The organism is Streptomyces synnematoformans (assembly GCF_039531005.1).
GTDB lineage: Bacteria > Actinomycetota > Actinomycetes > Streptomycetales > Streptomycetaceae > Streptomyces > Streptomyces synnematoformans.
The window spans coordinates 8,008-29,910 of sequence record NZ_BAAAPF010000048.1 but is presented as its reverse complement, the minus strand read 5'-3'; the positions used below and the strand labels follow the sequence as shown (position 1 = coordinate 29,910).

General features: G+C 72.6%; 17 protein-coding genes and 1 pseudogene. 4 read left to right on the top strand and 14 right to left on the bottom strand.

Features of this window, described 5'->3' with window-relative positions; all coding sequences use genetic code 11:
* Nucleotides 1-36 precede the first annotated feature (36 nt).
* Nucleotides 37-1,302, bottom strand: a complete 1,266-nt coding sequence (locus tag ABD317_RS11190) for a mannonate dehydratase (protein ID WP_344289627.1) — start codon at nt 1,300-1,302, stop codon at nt 37-39.
* 300 nt (nt 1,303-1,602) lie between these two features.
* On the opposite strand from ABD317_RS11190, the gene ABD317_RS11185 reads away from it, so the two are divergent.
* Entirely contained in the window at nt 1,603-3,015 is a 1,413-nt protein-coding gene (locus ABD317_RS11185; protein ID WP_344289626.1) for a mandelate racemase/muconate lactonizing enzyme family protein, read from the top strand.
* An 85-nt stretch (nt 3,016-3,100) separates the two neighbouring features.
* Here the strand turns inward: ABD317_RS11185 and ABD317_RS11180 are convergent, their stop codons facing one another.
* The 9 genes from ABD317_RS11180 to ABD317_RS11140 form a co-directional block, all read right to left on the bottom strand.
* Nucleotides 3,101-3,457 (bottom strand): hypothetical protein, encoded by a 357-nt coding sequence (locus ABD317_RS11180; protein ID WP_344289625.1) that lies wholly within the window; start codon nt 3,455-3,457, stop codon nt 3,101-3,103.
* Nucleotides 3,426-4,268, bottom strand: coding sequence for an ABC transporter ATP-binding protein (locus ABD317_RS11175; protein ID WP_344289624.1), 843 nt, complete (start codon nt 4,266-4,268; stop codon nt 3,426-3,428). Before ABD317_RS11175 ends, ABD317_RS11180 begins: the two co-directional genes overlap by 32 nt.
* The gene (locus ABD317_RS11170; protein WP_344289623.1) at nt 4,265-5,137 is read right to left on the bottom strand and encodes an ABC transporter permease; all 873 of its coding nucleotides are present in this window, start codon (nt 5,135-5,137) and stop codon (nt 4,265-4,267) included. The genes ABD317_RS11175 and ABD317_RS11170 overlap by 4 nt, the downstream gene beginning before the upstream one ends.
* A 41-nt stretch (nt 5,138-5,178) precedes the next feature.
* Nucleotides 5,179-6,087 (bottom strand): ABC transporter permease, encoded by a 909-nt coding sequence (locus ABD317_RS11165; protein WP_344289622.1) that lies wholly within the window; start codon nt 6,085-6,087, stop codon nt 5,179-5,181.
* Entirely contained in the window at nt 6,075-7,214 is a 1,140-nt protein-coding gene (locus ABD317_RS11160; RefSeq protein WP_344289621.1) for an ABC transporter substrate-binding protein, read from the bottom strand. Before ABD317_RS11160 ends, ABD317_RS11165 begins: the two co-directional genes overlap by 13 nt.
* Before the next feature lie 22 nt (nt 7,215-7,236).
* Complete coding sequence (locus ABD317_RS11155; protein WP_344289620.1) at nt 7,237-8,208, bottom strand: sugar kinase; 972 nt, start codon at nt 8,206-8,208, stop codon at nt 7,237-7,239.
* A 51-nt stretch (nt 8,209-8,259) separates the two neighbouring features.
* Entirely contained in the window at nt 8,260-8,913 is a 654-nt protein-coding gene (locus tag ABD317_RS11150) for an RraA family protein (RefSeq protein WP_037781174.1), read from the bottom strand.
* A 50-nt stretch (nt 8,914-8,963) separates the two neighbouring features.
* On the bottom strand, nt 8,964-9,734 hold the full coding sequence (locus ABD317_RS11145) for an SDR family oxidoreductase (protein WP_344289619.1): 771 nt from the start codon (nt 9,732-9,734) through the stop codon (nt 8,964-8,966).
* Nucleotides 9,735-9,896: 162 nt separating this feature from the next.
* Nucleotides 9,897-10,841, bottom strand: a complete 945-nt coding sequence (locus ABD317_RS11140) for a LysR family transcriptional regulator (protein ID WP_344289618.1) — start codon at nt 10,839-10,841, stop codon at nt 9,897-9,899.
* 203 nt (nt 10,842-11,044) lie between these two features.
* Between ABD317_RS11140 and ABD317_RS11135 the strand changes: the two genes are divergently transcribed.
* Nucleotides 11,045-11,551 carry a cupin domain-containing protein gene (locus ABD317_RS11135; RefSeq protein WP_027753042.1) on the top strand — a complete coding sequence of 169 codons (507 nt, stop codon included), beginning with the start codon at nt 11,045-11,047 and terminating at the stop codon, nt 11,549-11,551.
* 517 nt (nt 11,552-12,068) lie between these two features.
* On the opposite strand, the gene tmk is transcribed toward ABD317_RS11135, so the two are convergent.
* Both tmk and topA read right to left on the bottom strand, forming a co-directional pair.
* On the bottom strand, nt 12,069-15,008 hold the full coding sequence (gene tmk, locus ABD317_RS11130; protein WP_344289617.1) for a dTMP kinase: 2,940 nt from the start codon (nt 15,006-15,008) through the stop codon (nt 12,069-12,071).
* Nucleotides 15,009-15,150: 142 nt separating this feature from the next.
* The gene (gene topA / locus ABD317_RS11125; protein WP_344289616.1) at nt 15,151-18,051 is read right to left on the bottom strand and encodes a type I DNA topoisomerase; all 2,901 of its coding nucleotides are present in this window, start codon (nt 18,049-18,051) and stop codon (nt 15,151-15,153) included.
* A gap of 384 nt (nt 18,052-18,435) precedes the next feature.
* Here topA and ABD317_RS11120 point away from each other — a divergent pair, with 384 nt between their 5' ends.
* Complete coding sequence (locus ABD317_RS11120) at nt 18,436-18,915, top strand: TM2 domain-containing protein (protein ID WP_344289615.1); 480 nt, start codon at nt 18,436-18,438, stop codon at nt 18,913-18,915.
* Nucleotides 18,916-19,042: 127 nt separating this feature from the next.
* Nucleotides 19,043-19,435 carry a DUF2752 domain-containing protein gene (locus tag ABD317_RS11115; protein WP_234019921.1) on the top strand — a complete coding sequence of 131 codons (393 nt, stop codon included), beginning with the start codon at nt 19,043-19,045 and terminating at the stop codon, nt 19,433-19,435.
* Between the two features lie 90 nt (nt 19,436-19,525).
* Here ABD317_RS11115 and ABD317_RS11110 read toward each other — a convergent pair.
* Nucleotides 19,526-21,114, bottom strand: a pseudogene (locus tag ABD317_RS11110) (DUF7059 domain-containing protein).
* Between the two features lie 46 nt (nt 21,115-21,160).
* Entirely contained in the window at nt 21,161-21,724 is a 564-nt protein-coding gene (locus ABD317_RS11105) for a small secreted protein (protein WP_344289614.1), read from the bottom strand.
* Between the last annotated feature and the right edge of the window lie 179 nt (nt 21,725-21,903).

The window sequence follows — 21,903 nt, the reverse complement described above, 5'->3', positions numbered from 1 at the left end:
GCGCCGCCCGCGCGGCGTCCTCGAAGAGCAGTGCGCTCACCGCTCGTCGTCGTCGCCGCGCCCGAACCGGCCGCGTTCCATGATCAGGGCGGCCTGCATCATCGCCCGGGCGTAGCCGGTGTCGTACAGCTCCATGCCGTGGCCGCCGCCGCCCACGTCCGCGTACTGGTTGCTCTGGTCAGAGCCGTTCTCGCGGTCGAAGTCGTTGGCGCGCGGGTGCTCGGCGAGGATGCCGCGCGGGTAGCCGGCGCGGACGAGCTGGCGCATGAAGCCGAACATGTCGGTCTCGCCGGTGTCGGGGAAGACCTCCGCGTACTTCACCCGCGGCTTGTCGACCCGGACGTTGCGGTAGTGGATGTGGTTGACCCGGTCCTTGCGGCTCATCCAGCGCAGGAAGTCGACGGAGTCGAAGCCGACCTCCGCCGTGACGCCCGCGTGCACGGTCATGCCGTTCGACGGGCTGTCGACGGTCTCGACCATCCGCCGCCAGTCCGCGACCGAGGCCATGATCTGCGGGTTGCCGCGGCTGATCGCGGCGGGCGGGTCGTTGGGGTGCACGGCCATGCGCACCCCGGACTCCTCGGCGACCGGCATGACCTCGCGCAGGAAGTGCTCGTAGTGCTCCCAGAGCTCCTCGCGGGTGAAGGCGGGCACGCCGTCGGGGCGGGGGAGGTCGCGGACCTTGACGCCGTCCACCTCGTGGTCGAGGTCGAAGGCGGTGTAGCCGGCGCCGATACGGTCGGTGGCGTCGATCTCCTCGTAGTAGCCCTCCTTCAGCCGGTGGACGTACCAGTTGTATTCGACGACGCCTATGCCGGCCTCGCCCGCCGCGCGCAGCGAGGTCTTGATGTCCTCGATGGCCTTCTCCCGGCCGTCCTCGCCGCGCACCACCGCGTCGGGCGCGCTGATGAGGTACGCGGTCACGTGCATGCCCATGTCCTCGACGCGCTCGCGGTCCGCGCGCAGCTCGTCCGCGTCCCAGGGCACGTCGGGCACATCGGTGACGAGCGCGCCGGTGATGCCGGCCTGCCGCCAGCGACGGACGGTGGCCTCATCGGGGTTGCGGGACATCCACTGGCACAGCTTGGGGGTGTCGGGGCCTTCGCGGACGTCGTCGGGCCAGTTCAACTGCGGGAACGGAGCGCCGGGACCACCCGGACCGCCGGGGCCGCCCGGGCCCGGGGCGGCGAACGCCGTGCCCGCGGCGCCCGCCGAGGCGCCGATCGCGGCGGGCGCGGCCGCCGTCGAGCCGCGTTTGAGGAACGAGCGGCGCGAACTGCCGTCGTGCGCGGGGGATTCCATACGTCACCTTCGCTTTCCGTGCTCTGCCGCGGTGTCGTACGCGGCACGTACAGCTGGTACGTCGGGTGTGGTGCGCCGAAGTCAGGGGGTGCGCGCAGCGTACGTAGGCGGCTGCCCCGCCGTTAAGGGCGACTTGCGGATACACCCATTCGCGAAGCGAATCCAGGGGTCTTTCCTGCACCCATTCGCTTTCCTGATGAATGCATACGGAACCTACGCTGCGGGACCGCTCCCACCCCCGCACACCCGCCTCTAGGGTGATCCCGCAGAAATTCCGGAATCCTTATGGAGGACCCACAGATGCAGGAATCCGAGAACAGCCCCGCCAAGCGTTCCAGGCGTCACGTACTGGGACTCGGGGCGGCCACCGCCGCAGGCGGTCTCGGGCTCGGCGCACTCGCATTCCGACCGGCCGAGGAACAGGTCGAGTTCCTCACCCAGAAAGTCAGCAGGGCCTCGAAGCCGAGCAAGCTGAAGATCACGGACATGCGGGTGGCGGTGCTGGACGGCGTGCCGTTCACCAGCCCCATCGTCCGCATCGACACCAACCAGGGCATCTCCGGCTGGGGTGAGGTACGCGACGACGCCGACAAACGCTACGCGCTGGAGCTGAAGAGCAGACTGCTCGGCGAGAATCCGTGCAACGTCGAGATGCTCTTCAAACGCCTCAAGCAGTTCGGCAACCACGGCCGCCGCGGCGGCGGCGTCTCGGGTGTCGAGATGGCGCTGTGGGACCTCGCGGGCAAGGCGTACGGCGTGCCGGTGTTCCAGATGCTCGGCGGCGCGTACCGCAGAAAGATACGCCTCTACACCGACACCACCGAGTCCTCGGACCCGGGCGAGTACGCGGAGCGCATGAAGGAACGCGTGGAGATGGGGTTCACGTTCCTCAAGATGGACCTCGGTCTGGAAATCGTGCAGGACGTCGAGGGCGCGGTCGTCGGCAAGAGCCTGTGGAACGGCAATCTGCAGCAGTACGACGGCGCGCCCGGCGGCTACGGCATGACCGAGCACGGGCTCACGATGGTGCAGATCACCGACAAGGGCCTGGACGCCATGGCGGAGTACGTGGAGGCGGTGCGCGACGCCGTCGGGTACGACATCCCGCTGGGCATGGACCACTTCGGCCACTTCGACGTCAACACCGCGATCCGGCTGGCGAACCGCTTCGAGCGCTACAACCTCGCCTGGCTGGAGGACCTGGTGCCGTGGTTCCGCACCGACGACTGGAGGGAGATCACGAAGGCGGTCAACGTGCCCACGATGACCGGCGAGGACATGTACGGGCTGGAGTCGTTCCGTAAGCTCGTCGACGAGGGCGCCGTCGACCTGGTCCAGCCGGACCCGGCGACCGCCGGCGGCATCCTGGAGACCAAGCGCATCGGCGACTACGCGCGCGAGAAGGGCATGGCGATGCCGCTGCACTACGCGGGCTCGCCGATCGGCGCGATGGCCAGCGCGCACATCGCCGCCGCCACCGAGAACTTCGTCTGCCTGGAGTACCACGCCAGCGACGTGAAGTTCTGGAACGACCTGATGGCGGGCGGCGAGCCGCTGCTGAAGGACGGCTTCTACCACGTGACCGACGCGCCGGGCCTCGGCGTGGAGCTGGACGAGAAGGTGATGGCCGAGCACCTCGCGAAGGGCGAGAAGCTGTTCGCGCCGACCAAGGAGTGGAACGACAGCCCGGCCTGGGACCGCACCTGGAGCTGAGCGCGGCGGACGGCCGGCACAAGGGAGCCCGTACGCACCCGACCAGGAGGGTGCGTACGGGCTCCGGCCTTTCGGCGCGTGCCGCCTACCTCTCGTCCTCCGGCGGCAGGATGCGCTCGATCCAGTACTCCCGCGCCAGCGCGTCCACCCCGGCGGGCGCCACGCCGCGCAGGTGCACGACGTTGCCGTCCGTGCCGGCGATGCGGCCGTGCTTCTGCATCTTCAGGATGTGGTACCGCTCCGGCTTGAAGCCCAGCTCGACGTCGGCGGAGAAGCGCCCGCGCATGTCGCGCTCGTCGCCCACCGCCGGGTCGACCTTGCCGCCCGCCTGGACGGTCAGCCACACCTGGTACGCGACGATGAGCAGGACCAGGATGAGCAGCCGGCGGACCGTGGGGCTGCGCAGCGTCCTAAACGCCAGCGACTGCCGCTCCGTCGCCATCGTTCCCACCTCCAGAACCGTCGTCGGTACCGCCGTCCTGCGCGGCCTCGTCGTCCACGAGCAGCTCGTTGACCCGGTTCGCGATCGCCCGGAACTCCGGCAGCTCCACCGCCGTACGCCACTCCCGCGGCCGCGGCAGGTCGACCGTGACGATCTCCCGCACCCGGCTGGGCCGCTGGGACAGCACCACGATCCGGTCGGAGAGGAACACCGCCTCGTCGACGTCGTGGGTGACGAAGAAGACCGTCGGGTGCCGCTTCTCGAAGATGCGGGTCAGGTCCTCCTGCAGCTTGCGCCGCGTCTGCGCGTCGATGCTGGCGAACGGCTCGTCCATCAGCATCACGGCCGGCTCGTTGGCCAGCACGCGCGCGACGCCGAGGCGCTGCTGCATGCCGCCGGACAGCTCGTGCGGGTACTTGTGCTCGAAGCCGCCGAGCCCGACCAGCTCCAGGAACTCCTTGCCCTTCGCGTCCCGTTCGGCGCGCGGCACGCCCTTCATCCGCAGCCCGAAGACCACGTTGCCGAGCACCGTCTTCCACGGGAAGAGCGCGTGGCTCTGGAACACCACCCCGCGGTCCGGGCCGGGCCCGCCGACCTCCCGGCCGTCCACGACGACCGATCCCTCCGTGAGGTTCACGAACCCCGCGACGATGTTCAGCACCGTCGTCTTGCCGCAGCCGCTCGGGCCGAGCACGGAGACGAACTCGCCCTCGTCGACGCTGAACGAGACGTCGCCGATGGCGGTGACCTCCTCGCCGCTGTACGAGTCGACGTAGTTCTTGTGCAGTCCGGTGATCTCCAGCGCCGTCATCCGTCGGCCTCCAAACTCCGTACCATGCCCCACCGTTCGACGGTGGCTCGCTCGAACGGCGCCAGGACCATGGCGTCGAGCGCGTACCACAGGATTCCCAGCACTGCCATGCCCAGGAACACCTGGCTGATGTCGCCCACCCGGCGGGCGTCGAACATCATGAAGCCGACGCCGCTGGTGCCGACGATGATCTCGGCGGCGACCAGGGCCCGCCAGCCGTAGCCGAGACCGGTGCGGACGCCGCCCGCCACGGACGGCAGCGCGCCCGGGAGGATGACCTCGAAGAACACCCGCAGCCGGCTTGCGCCGAGGCTGCGCGCCGCGCGCAGCAGTTCGCGCGGCACCTGTTCCACGCCCGCGACGACGCTCAGCATCAGCGGGAAGACGATCGTGTAGACGATCACGAAGGTGACCGCGGTGAGGCTGAAGCCGAACCACACGATCACGATCGGCAGCCAGGCGATGTCGGCCACCGCCTGGAAGAACAGCAGGATCGGCCAGAAGAACCGGCGCACCTTCGCGAACATCGCGATCACGAAGCCCATCGGCAGGCCGATGGCCAGGCCGAAGCCGACGCCGTACGCCAGCCTGGTCAGCGAGTCCGTGAGGTAGCCGGGCAGGATGCCCTTCTCCATCAGCTCGCCGAACTCCTCGACCACCCGCGGCGGGCCGACGAAGAACGCCTCGTCGAAGACGCCCATCTCCGCCACCAGCCACCACAGCGCGACGACCGGCACGAACGGGCCGAGGGTGCGGAACGAGGGGCGGCGGGTAAGCCAGAGCCAGACCTTCCGGGCGCGTACCACGCCGGGGCGGGCGCCGCTCCTGCGGGGCGTACGCCCCGCGGGCCCGCCCCGGGCGGACTTCACCGTGTCAGCCGTGTCAGCCGTGTCAGCCGTGTTGGAGGACATCAGCTCCCCGCCTTCGTCATGCCCCAGCGCTCCACCGTGCGCTTCTCCAGCGGGGCCAGCATCAGCCGGTCCATCAGCAGCCAGAGCACGCCGATGATGACCATCGAGGCGATGATCACGTCGGTCTGGAAGTACTTCTGCGCCTGGAACAGGGCGTAGCCGAGGCCGGCGTTGCTCGCGATGATCTCGGCGGCGACCAGCCCCCGCCAGCCGTAACCGAGGCCGACTCGCAGCCCGGTGACGACGCTGGGCAGCGCGCCGGGCAGCAGCACCTCCCAGAACATCCGCAGCCGCGTCGTGCCCATGCTGCGCGCGGCGCGCAGCAGCTGGATCGGTATCTGCCGGACGCCGAGCATCGCGTTGTACGTGATCGCGAAGAACATCGCGTTCCACACGATGAAGATCACGGCCCGGTCGCCGTACCCGAACCACAGGGTGGCGACGGGTATCCAGGCGATGCCCGCGAGCGCCACGGAGAACCGCAGCAGCGGGGAGAAGAACGCGGACAGCGCGGCGCTGGAGCCGAGCGCGATGCCGAAGGGCAGGGCGGTGGCGATGGCGATCACGGCGCCGATGGCCATGCGGCGCAGGCTCGCGCCGAGGTGGTCGAAGAGGTCGCCGCTGGACCACATGTCGCCCAGCGCCGCGAGCACGTCGCCGACCTGGGGGAAGACCCGTAGCGGGGGGTCCACGACCGCGACGACCACCAGCCACACCACGACGAGCAGCGCGAGCGGGGTGAGGAACCACAGGGCGGAGACCGCGCGGGCGGCCGGGGTGTTGGCCCCGCCGCGCCGGCGGGGGCGCTGCCGTCCCGGCGGTCGCCCGCCCGGCCACGGCCGCCCCTTGGCGGGGGCGGCCGTGGCCGTGGCCTGCTTCTCAGTAGGAGGCGTGGTCACGACGGACATGCCTCGGCGGCCGCGTCGCGCTCGAAGACGTACCCGCCGTCGATCGCCGCGGCGTCCGGGACGGGCGGCAGGTCGGCGAAGAGGTCGGGGTTGTCCTGCATCACCTTGAGGATCGGCTTGGGCTGGAAGTACTGGTTGACGTCGAAGCCCTCCTCGACGTTGCCCTGCTCGGCCAGCAGGCCGGCGAGGGTGTCGAGCGCCAGGTAGTTGCAGGCGGAGAAGCGCGGGTCGAGCTGCTTGATGTTGTGCTCCATGGCCTCCTGCGCGACGTTCTGCTCGGTGCCCGGCAGCCAGCGCGTCGCCGAGTCGGCGGCGTCGTCGGGGTTCTCGCGCATCCACTGGTCGGTCTGCGCGCGGGCGGTGAGGTAGCGCTCGACGACGTCGGGGTTCTTCTCGGCGTACGCGCGCGTGGTGACGGAGTAGCCGACGAACGGGATGTAGCCGCCGCCCCGCAGCACCTCCTTCGCGCCGTCGACCTGCTCGGTCATGGTGATCGGCCACGGGTCCCAGACGATGCCGGCGTCGATGCCGCCGGTCTCCAGCGCGACCGCCATGTCCGGCGGCGCGGTGTTGACGATCTCGACGTCGCCGGCCTTCAGCCCGGCCTCCTCCAGCAGGCCCAGCAGGTACAGGTGGTTGATGGAGCCCTCGGAGACGCCGATGCGCTTGCCGCGCAGCGACGTCAGGTCCTCGCCGTCGACGCCGGAGTCGCCGCCGGTGACCACGGCCATCGTCTCGTCGATGCTGCGCTGCGAGGACGAGCCGGTGTAGTTGCCGACGAGCACGAGGTCGATGCCCTTCTGGGCGGCGGCGATGGCCGGGGTGCCGACCTGCACGACGTCGACCTCGCCGGCCTGCAGCGCGTTGAGCGCGTCCACGCCGGTGGGATAGGGCTCCTTGAGCGTCACGTTGAGGTTCTGCTCGTCGAAGTACCCCGCCTCGACGCCGGCCGGCAGGCCGATCTGGTCGATGGCGGAGACGTACCCGGCGGAGAGCCTGGTCGGCTCGGGACCGCCGCCGGCACCGTCGACGGCGTCGTCCACGGTCGAGTCGCCGCCGCAGGCGGCGAGCAGCAGGGCTCCCGAACAGGCCGCCGCCACGGCTGTGTGACGTGTTGCGCGAAACATGCGTCTCTCCTGATCCGTACGGCTACGGGGCTGGTGTGGGAGCGCCGGGGAGCAGCGCGTCCACCGCGGTCGAGTGCGGAATCGGCAGGACCGCTCCCGGTCCGGTCGTGGTGAGCGCGGCGGCGACGGCCGCGTAGCGGGCCGCCGCCGGCGGCCCGGCTCCCTCCAGGAGCCGGGCCGCGAACGCGCCGTCGAAGGTGTCGCCGGCCCCGGAGGGGTCGACGGCCCGCACCGGGTGCGGCGGAATGCGGGTCACGGTGCCCTCGTGGGCCAGCAGGGCGCCCTGGTCGCCCATCTTGAGCACGACGATGCCGGGCCCGCGGCGCACGAAGGCGTCGAGGACCTCCCCGGGTTCGTGCAGGCCGGTGAGCAGCCTGCCCTCCTCCAGGTTCGGCAGGGCCACATCGGACAGCTCGACGCTGTGCATGACCACCGCGCGGGCCCGTTCGACGGGCCAGAGCGCGGGGCGGTAGTTGGGGTCGTAGCTGATCAGCGTGCCGCTGCCGCGGGCCAGTTCCATGGCGTGGAAGGCCGCGTCGCAGGCGGACGGGCTGATCGCCTGGGTGATCCCGGTGACGTGCAGCATCCGCGCCCGCGCGACCGCCGCGGCCGGCACGTCGGCCGGGGCGAGCCGGCTGGCCGGCGAGTCCGCGCGGTAGTACGTGAACCTGCTGGCCGCGGGCGTGCGGGCGATGAAGTAGATCCCGGTGCGCCCGCCGGCCTCACGGACGACGTGCTCGGTGCCGACGCCCTCGCGCCGCCACAGCCGCAGCAGGGCGTCGCCGAAGTCGTCGTCGCCGATGCGGGTGACGTAGCCGGTGCGGGCGCCGGAGCGCCGCGCGGCCACCGCGAAGTTCGACGAGTCGCCGCCGTAGCCGACGGCGTAACCGTCGTCCAGCCCGTCCGGCCCGACCGGCTCCCGGCCCTCGGCGCGGGCGTTGAACTCCAGCAGCGGCTCGCCGATCGCGAGGATGTCGTTGTCGATGTCGTCCATGCCGTCTATGCCGTCCCTGTCGTCCCTGTCGTCCTCCCCCGGGAATCGCCGTCAGATTCGCTGGTACTTCTCCAGCCCGCCCTGCAGCGACCCGGACTCGCGGATCAGCCGGGTCTGCTCCCGCTCGCGCTCCTCGATGTCCGTGGCCAGCGCCAGCACCTCGGCGACCAGTTCCAGCGGCACACAGACAACGCCGTCGCTGTCGGCGACGATCAGGTCGCCGGGGCGTACGGACACGTCGCCGACCTCGACCGGCTCGTTGAGCGAGACGGTCCGGTAGCGGCCGACGGTGGTGGCCGGCACCGCACCGCGGGCGTAGACGGGGAGTTCGGGGTAGTCGCGGCGGATCTCCTCGACATCCCGTACGCCCGCGTCGAGGACGGCGCCGGCGATCCGGTTGGCGACGGCGCCGGCGGCCATCAGCCCGCCCCACACCGCGACGTCGGCGCCGCCCGCGGCGATGCAGATGACGCTGCCCGGCGCCGACTCGTCGATCGCGCGCAGCGCGTGCGTCGGCGGCTCCGACACGTGGGAGGGCACCTCCTGCACCGTCACCGCGGGGCCCACCAGCTTGCCCGGCAGCACCGCTCTGATGCCGCCGGTGAGGTAGCCCCGTACGCCCTTCTGCTCCACGGCGTCGGCCACCGAGGCGGTGGCGATGCCGCGGAAGGCCGCGATGGTCTCCGGCGGGATGGTCGTCGTCATCTCGTGTTGGCTCCGATCTGGTACGTGCGTGGTGTGCCGCGGGCGGGTGGTCAGCGCGACAGCCAGCCGCCGTCCACGGCGAGCACGTGGCCGTGGACGTAGTCGGCGGCGGGGGACGCGAGGAACACCACGGGTCCGGCGACATCGGCGGGACGGCCCCACCGGCCGGCCGGGATACGGGCGAGGATCTCGCTGCTGCGGATGCCGTCGGCGCGCAGCTCCGAGGTCACGGCGGTGTCGATGTAGCCGGGCGCCACGGCGTTGACGTTGACGCCGCGGCCGGCCCACTCGTTGGCCAGCGCGCGGGTCAGCCCGACCAGGGCGTGCTTGCTGGACGTGTACGACGGGACGTACATCCCGCCCTGGAAGCTGAGCACCGACGCGATGTTGATGATCTTGCCGTGGCCACGCTCCAGCATGCCCGCGCCGATGGCCCGGGTCAGCTCGAATGCGGCGTGCAGGTTCAACTCCACGACGTCATACCAGTCGGCGTCCTGGAATTCCGCTGCCGGAGCCCGGCGAATGAGCCCCGAATTGTTGACCAGAATGTCCAGGTCGAATCTCTCGACGAGGCGACGTATCTCACCTCTGCGGGCGCCTGCATCGGTCAGGTCGACGTGCACGCGAGTGACGGAAACCCCCCGTTCGGCGGCCTCTTTGGCCACCGGACCGAGATTGTCGCGCTCCGACAGCAATACCAAGTCGGCGCCGACGGCGGCGAGTCCGAGCGCAACCGCGCGCCCGATTCCGCTGCCCGCTCCCGTAATGAGCGCACGACGGCCGCGCAGATCCCCGGTCCGGGAATCAGACTCCTCCGTCAACGCCCCTCTCCCTTCATTCGGTCCAGCCGTGCCTGGTTCCGGCTACGGAAACATTAGAAGCGGACTGCCGGGGCGTTAAGACTGAATTGCGAATGACAGTATTCGCAAAGCTGATGTGCCGGGCCGCACCGGACGCGCACGTACGCACGTACGCACGCCCGCTCACACCGCGGTGGACACCGCGTGGGTGCCGGCGGGGATCCGGGCCCGGACGATCGCGCGGAGCAGCGTACGGGCCGACGGCGTCAGCGGCCGCGAGGAGTCCCAGCAGACCGCCACGCGCCGCTCCGGCGCCCCCTTCAGCCGCCGTACGCGGACGCCGTCGACCTCCGCGACCTGCGCGGCCAGCGAGTTGGTCACGCCGACTCCGATGCCCTGGCGGACCATCGACACCAGCGTCTGCGGCTGGTTGGTGGCCTGCACGGGCTCGATCTCGTGCCCGCAGTCGCGGAAGGTCCGGTACGTCTCGAAGTCCGCGGTCTCCGGGGCGTCGAGCCGGCCGATCGAGACGATCGGATGCTCGGCGACGGCGTCGACGGGCAGCGGGTCGGGCACGTCGGACAGCGGGTGCCCGCTGGGGTGGATCGCCACCAGCGACTCGCCCCACAGCAGCCGGCTGCGCACGGACGCCGAGGACGGCGGCGGCGACATCGGGCGCAGGTAGACGTCCACGGCGCCGGAGGTCAGCGCGTCGTCCAGCTCCAGCGTCGACCGCTCCACCAGCACCACCCGCACCTCGGGGCTCATCCGCGCCAGGTCCTGCAGCAGGGCGGGCACGAACGCGGCGCTGGCGCTCGGATACGACCCGAGCGTCACCACCCCGCGGGCGCCGCTGCGCCACGGGGCCATCGCGGCCTCGGCGGACTCCAGGGCACGCAGGATCTCGTGGGCGTGGTCGGCGAGGACGACGCCGGCCTCGGTCAGCTCCACGGGCCGCTTCCGGCGGTCGAAGAGGGGCAGGCCGATCTCGCGCTCCAGCGCGGCGACGTGCATGCTGACGCGGGGCTGCGACCGCTTGGTGGACTCGGCGGCGGCGACGAAGCTCCCCGTTTCGATGACCGCGAGGAACGAGACAAACCATTCCAGCCTGACATCCGGGTTCAACATCTTGCCCTCACCCCGCACCGAGCAGCGCGTCTTCCCGCCCAAACACCAGTGATCAACAGCCGTCCTCAGGCTAAGTTGCGGACTACCCGGGGGCAACAGTCGTGCAGGGTGTAATGCTCGTGACAGTTGTATCCGCCATGCGAATGCCGCTATTCGAAAGTCGGCCCTTGACCAGCATTCGGACAGAGTGGCTTCGTTGGAGGATGGCCAACGAAGTAGCCCCCGCCGTCGTCGCGGCGACCACGTCGCTGCCGCCCGAACTCGCCGTCGCCGCCGTCCCGGAGGACGACCGCGTATGGGTGCCGCAGGCGCCCCATGTGTGGTTCCGGCCGCTGCTCTTCAACACCGTGACGGGACAGTGGTGCAACCTGTTGAAGGTCACCGCCGCCGGGGTCGTCTCCCGGCACCGGCACCCGGGCGCGGTCTTCGGGTACGTCATCAAGGGCAGGTGGCACTACTACGAGCACCCGTGGGTGGCCGAGGAGGGCCACTTCGTCTACGAGCCGCCGGGCGAGATCCACACGCTGGCGGTGCCGGAGGACTGCGCGGAGATGGTGACGTTCTTCAACATCAGCGGGGCGATGGTCTACCTCGACGAGGAGAACCGGAACACGGGCTACGAGGACGTGTTCACGAAGATCGACATGGCCCGCGCGCACTATGCGGCCTCCGGCCTGGGCGAGGGGTACGTGGAGCAGTTCATCCGGTGATCCGGGGCGCCCTGCGGGCGGGGCGCGGACGGGGCGGGCAGGCGCCCACGGACGGGGCGGACGTCGCGGACGGGCCGCCCGGCACCGTGAGCGCGGTGGCGGGAGGGCGCGCCGTCGCGGGGCACGAACGCGGAGGCGCGTACGCCGCGGTGGCGCATACGCCGTCGGCGCGCGTCACGCCGTCGTCGCGGCCGCGTCGTCACGGCACGTCTGGCGCCGGCGAGACTCCGTCGTAGCGGCACGTACGCCGCGGACGCGAGCCTGGCCGGCAGACCGCACGCCGGCCGCAGCCACCGCGGCACCAGCCCGCGGGGCCGCGCCCCGCGCCGCCGTGCAGGACGACCCGCATCCACTCCAGACGCGCCCCACGCCGAGCACGACGGCGAAGCCACCCGCCCCCCAGGCAGGACGTAATCGCCCGCGGCGCCAGCCGCACCAACCCGCGGCGTCGCGGCGCACCAACCCGCGGCGTCGCGGCGCGAGCGCCGCGTACGCCCGCGGGGCTGCCCGCAAGGCTTCAGCGGTCGTCGCGGTCCTCCTGGCCGCGGGGGCCCAGCAGTTCGTCGGCCAGCGTCGGCAGGTCGTCCAGCGGGGTCTCCTCCGCCCACTCCGGGCGGGGGCGGCGGTCGTGTTCCTCCGGGGCCGGGACCTGGGGCACCTGGAGCGTCTCCTCCGCGTCCGGGTCCGGCACCTGCGGCAGCGCCCGGGTCTCCGCCGCGTCCGAACTACCGTCCTCGCGGACGGGCGGCAGTTGGGACGTCTCCTGCATGTCCGGGTCGCCGGAGCCGGCGGCGGGCAGCGGCTGCGTGGTGTCGTTCGGCGTGTCGGACCCCGTGCCGCCGGGCCGGTCCGCCAGCTCCGCGGCGCGCTCCGCCGCCGCCGCCTCCGCCTCCGCCCCGAGCCGCTCCTGCTCCGCGCGCAGCAGCGCCTCCTCGGCCTTGCGCTGCTTCTCCTTGCGGCGCTCCTCGGCCTCCCGGCGCAGCCGCGCCTCCTCCTCGGCCTGCCGGCGGACCCGCTCCTCCTCGGCGCGGCGGGCGGCCTCTTCCGCCTCCCGGCGCCTGCGCTCCTCCTCCGCCTGCCGGCGGGCCTCCTCGGCACGCTGCCGGGCAAGCTCGGCCTCGCGCTCGGCCTCCCGCCGCCTGGCCTCCTCGATCTCGCGCCGCTTACGCTCCTCCTCCTCGCGGCGCAGCCGCTCCAGCTGCTCCTGGCGCTCCCGCTCCTGCCGCTCCTCCTCGGCCCTGCGCGCGGCCTCCTCGGCCTCCCGGCGCTTGCGCTCCTCCTCCGCCTTGCGGCGGGCCTCCTCCTGCGCGCGCACCTCCTGCTCGGACAGCGGCAGGATCTGGTCCAGCCGGTGCCGCACGGCGGCGGTGACGACGCCGGCGTCCTGGGCCGCGTCCACCACCAGGTAGCGCCCCGGGTCCGCGGCGGCCAGCGCCAGGAACCCGGCGCGGACCCGCTCGTGGAACTCCGGCGGCTCCGACTCCAGCCGGTCCGGGGCCTCGGTGAACCGCTCCCGCGCCGTCTCCGGTGCGATGTCGAGCAGCACCGTCAGGTGCGGCACGAGCCCGCCGGTGGCCCAGCGGTTGATGCGCGCCACCTCGGTGGGCGACAGCTCGCGCCCGCCGCCCTGGTACGCGACGGAGGAGTCGATGTACCGGTCGGTGATGACGACCGCGCCGCGCTCCAGCGCGGGCGTGACGAGGCCGTCCACGTGCTCGGCGCGATCCGCGGCGTACAGCAGGGCCTCCGCGCGGTGCGAGATCCCGGCGGTGGAGACGTCGAGCAGGATGGAGCGCAGCCGCTGCCCGATGGAGGTGGCGCCGGGCTCGCGGGTGACGACGACCTCGTGCCCCTTGTCCCTGATCCACTGCGCCAGCGCCTCGACCTGCGTGGACTTCCCGGCGCCGTCGCCGCCCTCGACGGCGATGAAGAACCCGGTCGGCGACAGCCCCTCCGCCGGGTCCGCGCCGCGCAGCGCCTGCCGCAGGTCGGCCCGGAGCGGCACGCCCTGCCGGTCGTCGGTGCGCACCAGCACCAGCACCGCCACCGGCAGCAGCAGCGCGCCGACCAGCATGTACGTGAACGCGGCGCCGCCGTGCGCGAAGACCAGGTCGCCCGCCTCCAGGCGGTGCCGCCCGATGGCGGCGGCGAGCAGCGGCGCGCCGACGAGCGCGAGCGCGACGGCCACGCGGGAGACGGCGTGCAGGTGGTCGACGAGGCGGGGCCTGCGGGCCTCCTCGGTCTCCTGCTCCAGCAGCGCGTGCCCGGTCGCGGCGGCGACGCCCGCGGCCGTCCCGGTCAGCAGCAGGCACAGCACCCCGGTCGCCGCGTCGGCCACCAGGCCGACGAGCAGCAGGCCGACCCCGGCGACACCGACGGCCAGCGCCAGCAGCCGGCGCCGCGACAGCGCGGGCAGCACCCGCGGCGCGGCCCGCACCCCGAACACCGGCCCGGCGGCGACGGCGAGCACCAGCAGCGCGTACGCGATGGTGCCGTCGATGTCGTACGCCTCCTGCGCCTGCAGGACGGTGAGCGCCACGGCGGCGGCGACGGCGGCCGCCGCTGCCGCGCAGGCGCCGACGAACAGCGTGATCGCGCCCGTACGCCCCCGGTCCGGGCCGCCGTCCGCGTCGCGCGGGCGGCGCAGGCCCTCCAGCGGGGAGCGGGCCCGCGCCCCGCCGTCCGGCAGCTCCATGAAGAACAGCACCGAGACCGACGCCGCGAAGAGCCCGGCGGCCAGATACGAGCCGACCGCGCCCGGGTGCCCGTCGAACCAGTCGAACCCGGAGGCGAGCAGCCGGCCGATCCACGCGGTGACCAGCAGCGCGGCGGCACCGAGCGGCAGCGCCGCGTACCCCGTGCGCAGCGCCAGCCGGCGCAGCGCAGCGCCGTGGTCGGGCAGCGGCCTTATCGCCGCGCCCTCGGGCGGCGGCGCGGGCAGCAGCGCGGGGGCGACGCTGTCCTTGGCGACGGTCCACACCCGCTCGGCCGCGCCGGCGACGAAGACGGTGACGAGGATCCAGGTGAGCGCCGAGTCCGGCGTCCAGTCGATCCACAGCGGGGCGACGATGAGCAGCCCCGCCCGCACCACGTCCGCGCCGACCATCGTCCAGCGCCGGTCCAGCGCCCCGGACCCGGAGAGCAGCGACCCGAGCGGGCCGAGCAGCACGGCGCCGAAGACGACCGTCGACAGCAGCCGGACCGCGAAGACCACGCTGACCGTGACGGCCGCGCCGCGGTAGCCCCCGCCGAACGACTCGGCCGCGAGCCCCGCCTGCAGCGCGAGCAGCACGAGCACGAGCAGCGCCAGCGCGTCCGCGGTGGCACTGGTGAGATGGGCACCCCACATCCGCCTCAATGACGGCACGCGGAGCAGCGCCCGCACGGCGCGCTCGCGCGAGTCCGCGACAAGGCTCTCGGTGGGGTCCGGCGCTGTCGTGAACTGGTCGGCTCGCATGTCGCCAGCCTAGCGGGACGGACCGGGCCGATGAGCTTCGCACGAACACTTGCCCGGTTCTGTGGATTACCGGCCGGTTGTGGACACTCCGCGGCCTCCCCGGGGGCTCCGCCCCCAGACCCCCGCCGGCGCCCCGTCCCCCCTACGCCCCGTCGTCCGGCACGTCCGTCTTCGCCGACACCGTCTTCTTCGTCGTCGCCTTCTTCGCCGCCGCCGTCTTCGTCGCGGTCGTCTTCTTCGCGGCGGTCTTCTTCGCGGCGGTCTTCGCGGTCGTCTTCTTCGCCGCGGTCTTCTTCGCGGCCGCCTTCTTGGCCGGGGCCTTCTTCGCCGGCGCCTTCTTCGCCGCCTTCTTCGCCGGCCCCTTCGCCCGCTTCTCCGCCAGCAGCTCGAACCCGCGCTCCGCCGTGATCGACTCCGGGTCGTCCCCGCGCCGCAGCGTCGCGTTCGTCTCGCCGTCCGTCACGTACGGCCCGAAGCGCCCGTCCTTCACCACCACCGGCTTGCCGCTCGCCGGGTCCTCGCCCAGCTCCTTCAGCGGCGGCTTCGCCGCGGCCCGCCCGCGCTGCTTGGGCTGGGCGTAGAGCGCGAGCGCCTCCTCCAGCGTCACCGTGAACAGCTGCTCCTCGCTCTGCAGCGAGCGCGAGTCCGTGCCCTTCTTCAGATACGGGCCGAAGCGCCCGTTCTGCGCGGTGATCTCCGTGCCGCTCTCCGGGTCGGTGCCGACGACCCGGGGCAGCGACAGCAGCTTCAGGGCGTCCGCCAGCGTCACCGTGTCCAGGGACATCGACCGGAACAGCGACGCCGTCCGCGGCTTCACGGCGTTCTTGCCGGTCTTCGGCGTGCCCTCGGGCAGCACCTCGGTGACGTACGGCCCGTAGCGCCCGTCCTTGGCGACGATCTCGTGGCCGCTGTCCGGGTCGGTGCCCAGCTCGTACGCCCCGCTGGGCTTGGCGAGCAGCTCCTCGGCCAGCTCGACGGTCAGCTCGTCCGGCGGCAGCTCGTCCGGCACGTCCGCGCGCCGGTGCTCCTCGGTGTCGCGCTCGCCGCGCTCCACGTACGGCCCGTAGCGCCCGACCCGCAGGACGATCCCCTCGCCCAGCGGGAACGTGGACACCTCCCGGGCGTCGATCGCGCCCAGGTCGGTGACCAGCTCCTTCAGCCCCGCCAGATGGTCGGCGACGGCACGCTCCCCGGCGGGGGCGGTCACGTCGTCCGTACCGAAGTAGAAGCGCCGCAGCCACGGCACCGCCTCGGCCTCGCCGCGCGCGATGCGGTCGAGGTCGTCCTCCATCTTGGCGGTGAAGTCGTAGTCGATGTAGCGGCCGAAATGCTTCTCCATCAGGCCGACGACGGCGAAGGAGAGGAAGGACGGCACCAGGGCCGTGCCCTTCTTGAAGACATAGCCGCGGTCCAGGATCGTGCCGATGATCGAGGCGTACGTCGACGGGCGGCCGATCTCCCGCTCCTCCAGCTCCTTGACCAGCGTCGCCTCGGTGTAGCGGGCGGGCGGCTTGGTGGCGTGCCCGTCCGCCGTGATCTCCTCGGCGGTCAGCCGGTCGCCCTCGGCGAGCTGCGGCAGCGGCCGGTCGCGGTTGTCGAGGTCGGCGGAGGGGTCGTCGGAGCCCTCGACGTACGCCTTCATGAAGCCGTGGAAGGTGATGACCCGGCCCGACGCCGAGAACTCGGCGTCCCGGCCGTCGGCCGCCGTGCCGCCCAGCTTCACCGTCACGGACTGGCCGGTGGCGTCCTTCATCTGGGACGCGACCGTACGCATCCAGATCAGCTCGTACAGCCGGAACTCGGTGCCGGACAACCCCGTTTCCGCCGGGGTGCGGAAGCTGTCGCCGGAGGGGCGGATCGCCTCGTGCGCCTCCTGCGCGTTCTTGACCTTGCCCGCGTAGTTGCGCGGCCGGTCCGGCAGATAGTCGCGCCCGTACAGCTGCGTGACCTGTGACCGCGCGGCGGCGACCGCGGTGTCCGACAGCGTCGTGGAGTCGGTGCGCATATAGGTGATGAAGCCGTTCTCGTACAGCCGCTGGGCCACCTGCATGGTGGCCTTGGCGCCGAGCCCCAGCTTGCGCGACGCCTCCTGCTGCATCGTGGTCGTACGGAACGGGGCCGAGGGCGAGCGCCGGTACGGCTTCGACTCGACGCTGCGCACCGTGAAGGCCGTGTCCGCGAGCGCGGCGGTCAGCGCCCGGGCGTTCTCCTCGTTCAGGTGCAGCACGTCGGCCGACCCGCTCTTGAGCTGCCCGTCCGGCCCGAAGTCGCGGCCCTGGGCGATGCGCCGGCCGTCGACGGCAGAGAGCTTGGCGCCGAAGGAATGGGGGTCGGTGGCGTCGCCCGCGCGGGCCGATGGGGGTACCCCCTGCCCGAGCGAAGCCGAGAGCTTGGGGGAGAAGACGCCGGCCAGGTCCCAGTACTCGGCGGAGCGGAACGCGATGCGCTCGCGCTCCCGCTCGACGACGAGGCGGGTGGCGACGGACTGGACCCGGCCGGCGGACAGCCGGGGCATGACCTTCTTCCACAGCACCGGCGAGACCTCGTACCCGTACAGCCGGTCGAGGATGCGGCGGGTCTCCTGGGCGTCGACGAGCTTCTGGTTCAGCTGCCGCGGGTTGGCGACGGCCTGGCGGATCGCGTCCTTGGTGATCTCGTGGAAGACCATCCGGTGCACCGGGACCTTGGGCTTCAGCACCTCCAGCAGGTGCCAGGCGATGGCCTCGCCCTCGCGGTCCTCATCCGTCGCCAGATACAGCTCGTCCGACTCGGCCAGCAGCTTCTTCAACTTGCTGACCTGTTGCTTCTTGTCGCTGTTCACCACATACAGCGGCTCGAAGTCATGATCGACGTTCACCCCGAGCCGCGCCCAGGACTCCCCCTTGTATTTGGCCGGCACCTCGGCGGCGCCGTTGGGGAGATCGCGGATGTGCCCGACGCTCGACTCGACCTCGTAGCCGGGGCCCAGATAGCCCTTGATCGTCTTCGCCTTGGCAGGCGACTCCACGATGACGAGTCGGCGGGTCTTGCTGGTGGCGGACAACTTCGGCTCTCTCTTCTCCGGTCGGAAGCTGGCAGCGATCTGGTGGGGGGATTCGCGGCGATCTTGCCGGTGGTCGATATCGGTGGCCTTGTGGGCACTCTTGTGGGTGGCCGTGCGGTCGTATGTCGCTGTGCTGGGCGTTGCTGCGGAGTGTGACGGTACAACCCGCCCCCGTGTCAAGCGGCTAAAACCCGGGGCGCCACTCGAACGGTAACCCGACAAGCCGCCCAGCTCCGCACAGGGCACATTCCGGTCGCCGCGGTCTGTATCGCACCAGCCCCTTGACAACGGCTAGTACTACAGATGGGAGTATGGGCGTCCGACCGTGCCGCGAGGCCGGTTCGGAGCCCACCACTTCAGACATCCGACCGGGGGGACGTTCCAGTGTCCGATCCGAATCAGAATCCTTACGGCCAGCAGCCGGGTCAGCCCGGCCAGCCGGGTCAGCCGGGTCAGCCGGGTCAGCCGGGATACGGCTATCCGCAGTACGGCCAGCAGGACCCGAACCAGAACCCGTACGCGCAGCAGCAGGGCCAGCAGCAGGGTTACGGCTACCCGGGCGGCCAGCCCGGCGGCCTCCCGCAGGCCCCGGCCGCGGCGGCGCAGGGCTACGACCCGAACGCCCCGTACGGCTACGACCCGCACGGCCGGCCGTACTCGGACAAGTCCAAGATCGTCGCCGGCGTGCTGCAGCTCTTCATAGGCACGCTGGGCATCGGCCGCTTCTACACCGGACACACCGGTATGGCCCTCGGCCAGCTCTTCACCTGCGGCGGCCTCGGCATCTGGGCACTGATCGACGGCATCATGATCCTCGTCAGCGACGACAAGACCGATGCCAAGGGCCGCATCCTCCGCTCCTGACGCCGTCGGCCCTCCGACGCCCACGGGGCATCCGGACCCGCCGCCTCCCGTTTCCCCGCAACCGGAGGCGGCGGAGGCCGTGCGCCCGTCGGCGGCGGAGGCCGGACGGCGCGGAAGCGTGCAGCGCATACGGCGGCTGCTGCGCCGGCCCGCCGCCGCCCCCGTCGCGCTGGCCGCGGCGGGGGCCGCGGGCGCGGCGTACCTCTACGGCACGAACCCCCACGACCCGGGGCACTGGCTGCCCCGCTGCCCGTTCAACTGGGCCACCGGCCTGGACTGTCCCGCCTGCGGCGCTACCCGCATGGCGTACGACCTGCTCCACGGCGACCTCGGCGCGGCCTTCCACGACAACGCCCTGATGCTGACGCTCGGCCTGCCGTTCGCGGCGGTGCTCTACGGCCGCTGGCTCTCCGAGGGCCTGCGCGGGCGCCGCTGGACGCCGTCCTTCGGGCGGCGCGGCACGGCGGCGGTGCTGGGCGTGGCCGTGGCGTGGGCGGTGGTACGGAACGTGGCGGGCTGAGCCGCCCGGCGGCGCGGACCGCCGGGCGGGCCGGCAGACCGGCGGCCCGGCGGCTCACGCGCTCCGTACGGCTCAACCCGCCCCGCGCCCTCAGCCCGCCCCGCCCGGCGGGGCGGGCGCCAGGAAGCCCTGCTCCACCAGCAGCCGGATCACCCCCGGCGTGCGCTCCCGCAGCACCGCCGGGTCCTCCCCCAGCACCTGCGCGACGGCGTCCAGGATGACGCCCGCCGGCAGCGTGCCGTCGCACGCCCGGCGAAGCCCGCCGCGACCGTGTCCGCCCGCGTCGCCCGCCGCATCCCCCGCTGCCGGCGCAGCACCACGTGCTCCGGGTCCTCCTCGCCGGGCCGCCCCACCTGCTCCTGCACCACGTCGTCCGCAAGCCGGAAGGTCGTCGCCAGCAGCGCCGCGTCGTCCGTACGGCGCAGGAAGTCCTGCCGCGCGAAGTGCTCGGCGACCGCCTCGCCGAGCGGCTGCTCGACGGGGTGCGGCCAGTCCTCGACGGTGACGGCGGGCTCGGCGGCACCGGTGCGGCGCAGGGTGATCCAGCCGAAGCCGACGGCCGTGGTGCGGGTGGCGGCGAAGGCGTCGAGCCACGCGTCGTAGCGGGCGGCGTAAGCCTGCTCCTCGGCGTGGTCGCCCGCGTCGCGCAGCCACAGCTCCGCGTACTGCGTGACGTCCTGCACCTCCCGCTGCACGATCCAGGCGTCGCAGCCGGGCGGCACCCAGCCCGCGACGCGCTCGCGCCAGTCCTCGTCCTCGACGTGCTGCCAGTTGGCGAGGAGCTGGCAGTAGCCGCCGTCGGCGAGGTGGTCGGCGGCCCCGCGGACGAGGGTGCGGCACAGCTCGTCGCCGGCCATGCCGCCGTCGCGGTACGTCAGCCGGGCGCCGGGGGAGATGACGAAGGGCGGGTTGGAGACGATCAGGTCGTACCGCTCGCCGGCCACCGGCTCGTAGAGCGACCCGGCGCGCAGGTCGGCGGCGGGCGTGCCGGAGAGGGCGAGGGTGAGGCGGGCACAGGCGAGGGCGCGCGGGTTGACGTCGGTGGCGGTGACGGAGTCGGCGCGGGCGCCGGCGTGCAGCGCCTGGATGCCGGAGCCGGTGCCCAGGTCGAGGACACGCCCGCCGTCGAGGGGCACGGTGAGCCCGGCGAGCGTGGTGGAGGCGCCGCCGACGCCGAGCACGAGATCCGCGCCGGCCGCACCGGCCGCGTCGGCCGTTCCCGCCGCGGCCGCCGCCCGCCGGGCGCCCGACGCCCCGCCCACCGCACAGCCCAGGTCGGAGACGATCCACCAGTCCTGGCCCGCCGGCCCGCCGTACGGCCGGACGTCGACCACGGCCCGTACCGCGTCGCCGTCCTGACGCAGCCAGCCGTCCGCGAGGCACGACGCCAGCGGCAGCACCGCCTCGGCGTGCGCGCGCGGAACGGCGTGCTGGAGGAGGAAGAGCCGGGTCAGGGTGGCGAGGGCGGGCGGCGCCCCGCCCGGCGGCCACCGGGTCGCCCGCTCCGCGGGCACGGTCTCGCTGCGGGCCAGCGCCGCGTACGCGGGGGCGCCCAGGAGGTCCAGCAGGCCGTCGGCGGTGAAGTCCGCCGCCAGCAGCGCCGCGCGCAGCTCGGCGGCGCGGTCGGGGCGGGGGAGATCGGCGGGGGAAAGGTCGTCGGTCGCGCTCACGGGCACCATTGTGCTGCCGCGGCACGGGCCCCGCCGACCAGCCCGCCGCCGGCCCCTACGCCTTCTGCGAGGGCTTCGCCTTCGACTTCTGGCAGCCCTGCTGCTCGGCCAGCGCCTCGCCGACCTCGCCCGCCTGCAGCTTGTTCAGCGCCTCGTCGCCGCTCTTGCTGATCTTCTCCGCCTCGCCCGCCAGCTCCCGCAGGCCCTCCGCGAACGCCGCCTGGTCCTTGACATCCAGGTCCTCCACCTGCTTCTGCAGGTCCGCGTACGCCGCCGCCACCTGCTGCAGCTCGGTCACGGCCCCGCCGTGGGTGTTCTTGGAGTCGTCGACGGGCGGCGCACCCACCTTGTTCACGGCCTTGCTCATGGCCGTGTACGCCTCGGAGATCTCGCCGAACGCCCTGGCGTCCGCCTCCTGCACCTTCCGCGGGTCCTTCTCGCTCGTCGCCTCGCTGATCGCGAGGTTGGCCTGATCCCGCTTCTTCAGCTCGGGCTGGATGCGGTCGCAGAGCGAGCCCGCCCACTCCCGGACCTCGGCGTCGTTGTCCTCGCTGCAGCCGGTCGCCACGAGCAGCGTGACGGCGGCACCGGCCAGGGCGGCGGCAAGCGTCTTGTTCACCGGATCATCCCTTCGAGACTGAGACACCCGGAACATACACCGGCGGCCCGCCGGTACGACGAATCGCCGGGGCCGCACGCCGCGTGGTGCACCATTTGCCACGAGAGTCACCACAGTCACAGCAGTCACGGCGGCCACGGGCGGCTACGGCGGTGGCCGCGGCGACGACGACACCCCGC

What these genes read in the sequence shown, in the direction of transcription:
- ABD317_RS11190 (WP_344289627.1), bottom strand. Translation starts at nt 1,302, where the DNA reads ATGGAATCCCCCGCGCACGACGGCAGTTCGCGCCGCTCGTTCCTCAAA.
- ABD317_RS11185 (WP_344289626.1), top strand. Translation starts at nt 1,603, where the DNA reads ATGCAGGAATCCGAGAACAGCCCCGCCAAGCGTTCCAGGCGTCACGTA.
- ABD317_RS11180 (WP_344289625.1), bottom strand. Translation starts at nt 3,457, where the DNA reads ATGGCGACGGAGCGGCAGTCGCTGGCGTTTAGGACGCTGCGCAGCCCC.
- ABD317_RS11175 (WP_344289624.1), bottom strand. Translation starts at nt 4,268, where the DNA reads ATGACGGCGCTGGAGATCACCGGACTGCACAAGAACTACGTCGACTCG.
- ABD317_RS11165 (WP_344289622.1), bottom strand. Translation starts at nt 6,087, where the DNA reads ATGTCCGTCGTGACCACGCCTCCTACTGAGAAGCAGGCCACGGCCACG.
- ABD317_RS11160 (WP_344289621.1), bottom strand. Translation starts at nt 7,214, where the DNA reads ATGTTTCGCGCAACACGTCACACAGCCGTGGCGGCGGCCTGTTCGGGA.
- ABD317_RS11155 (WP_344289620.1), bottom strand. Translation starts at nt 8,208, where the DNA reads ATGGACGACATCGACAACGACATCCTCGCGATCGGCGAGCCGCTGCTG.
- ABD317_RS11150 (WP_037781174.1), bottom strand. Translation starts at nt 8,913, where the DNA reads ATGACGACGACCATCCCGCCGGAGACCATCGCGGCCTTCCGCGGCATC.
- ABD317_RS11140 (WP_344289618.1), bottom strand. Translation starts at nt 10,841, where the DNA reads ATGTTGAACCCGGATGTCAGGCTGGAATGGTTTGTCTCGTTCCTCGCG.
- ABD317_RS11135 (WP_027753042.1), top strand. Translation starts at nt 11,045, where the DNA reads ATGGCCAACGAAGTAGCCCCCGCCGTCGTCGCGGCGACCACGTCGCTG.
- tmk (WP_344289617.1), bottom strand. Translation starts at nt 15,008, where the DNA reads ATGCGAGCCGACCAGTTCACGACAGCGCCGGACCCCACCGAGAGCCTT.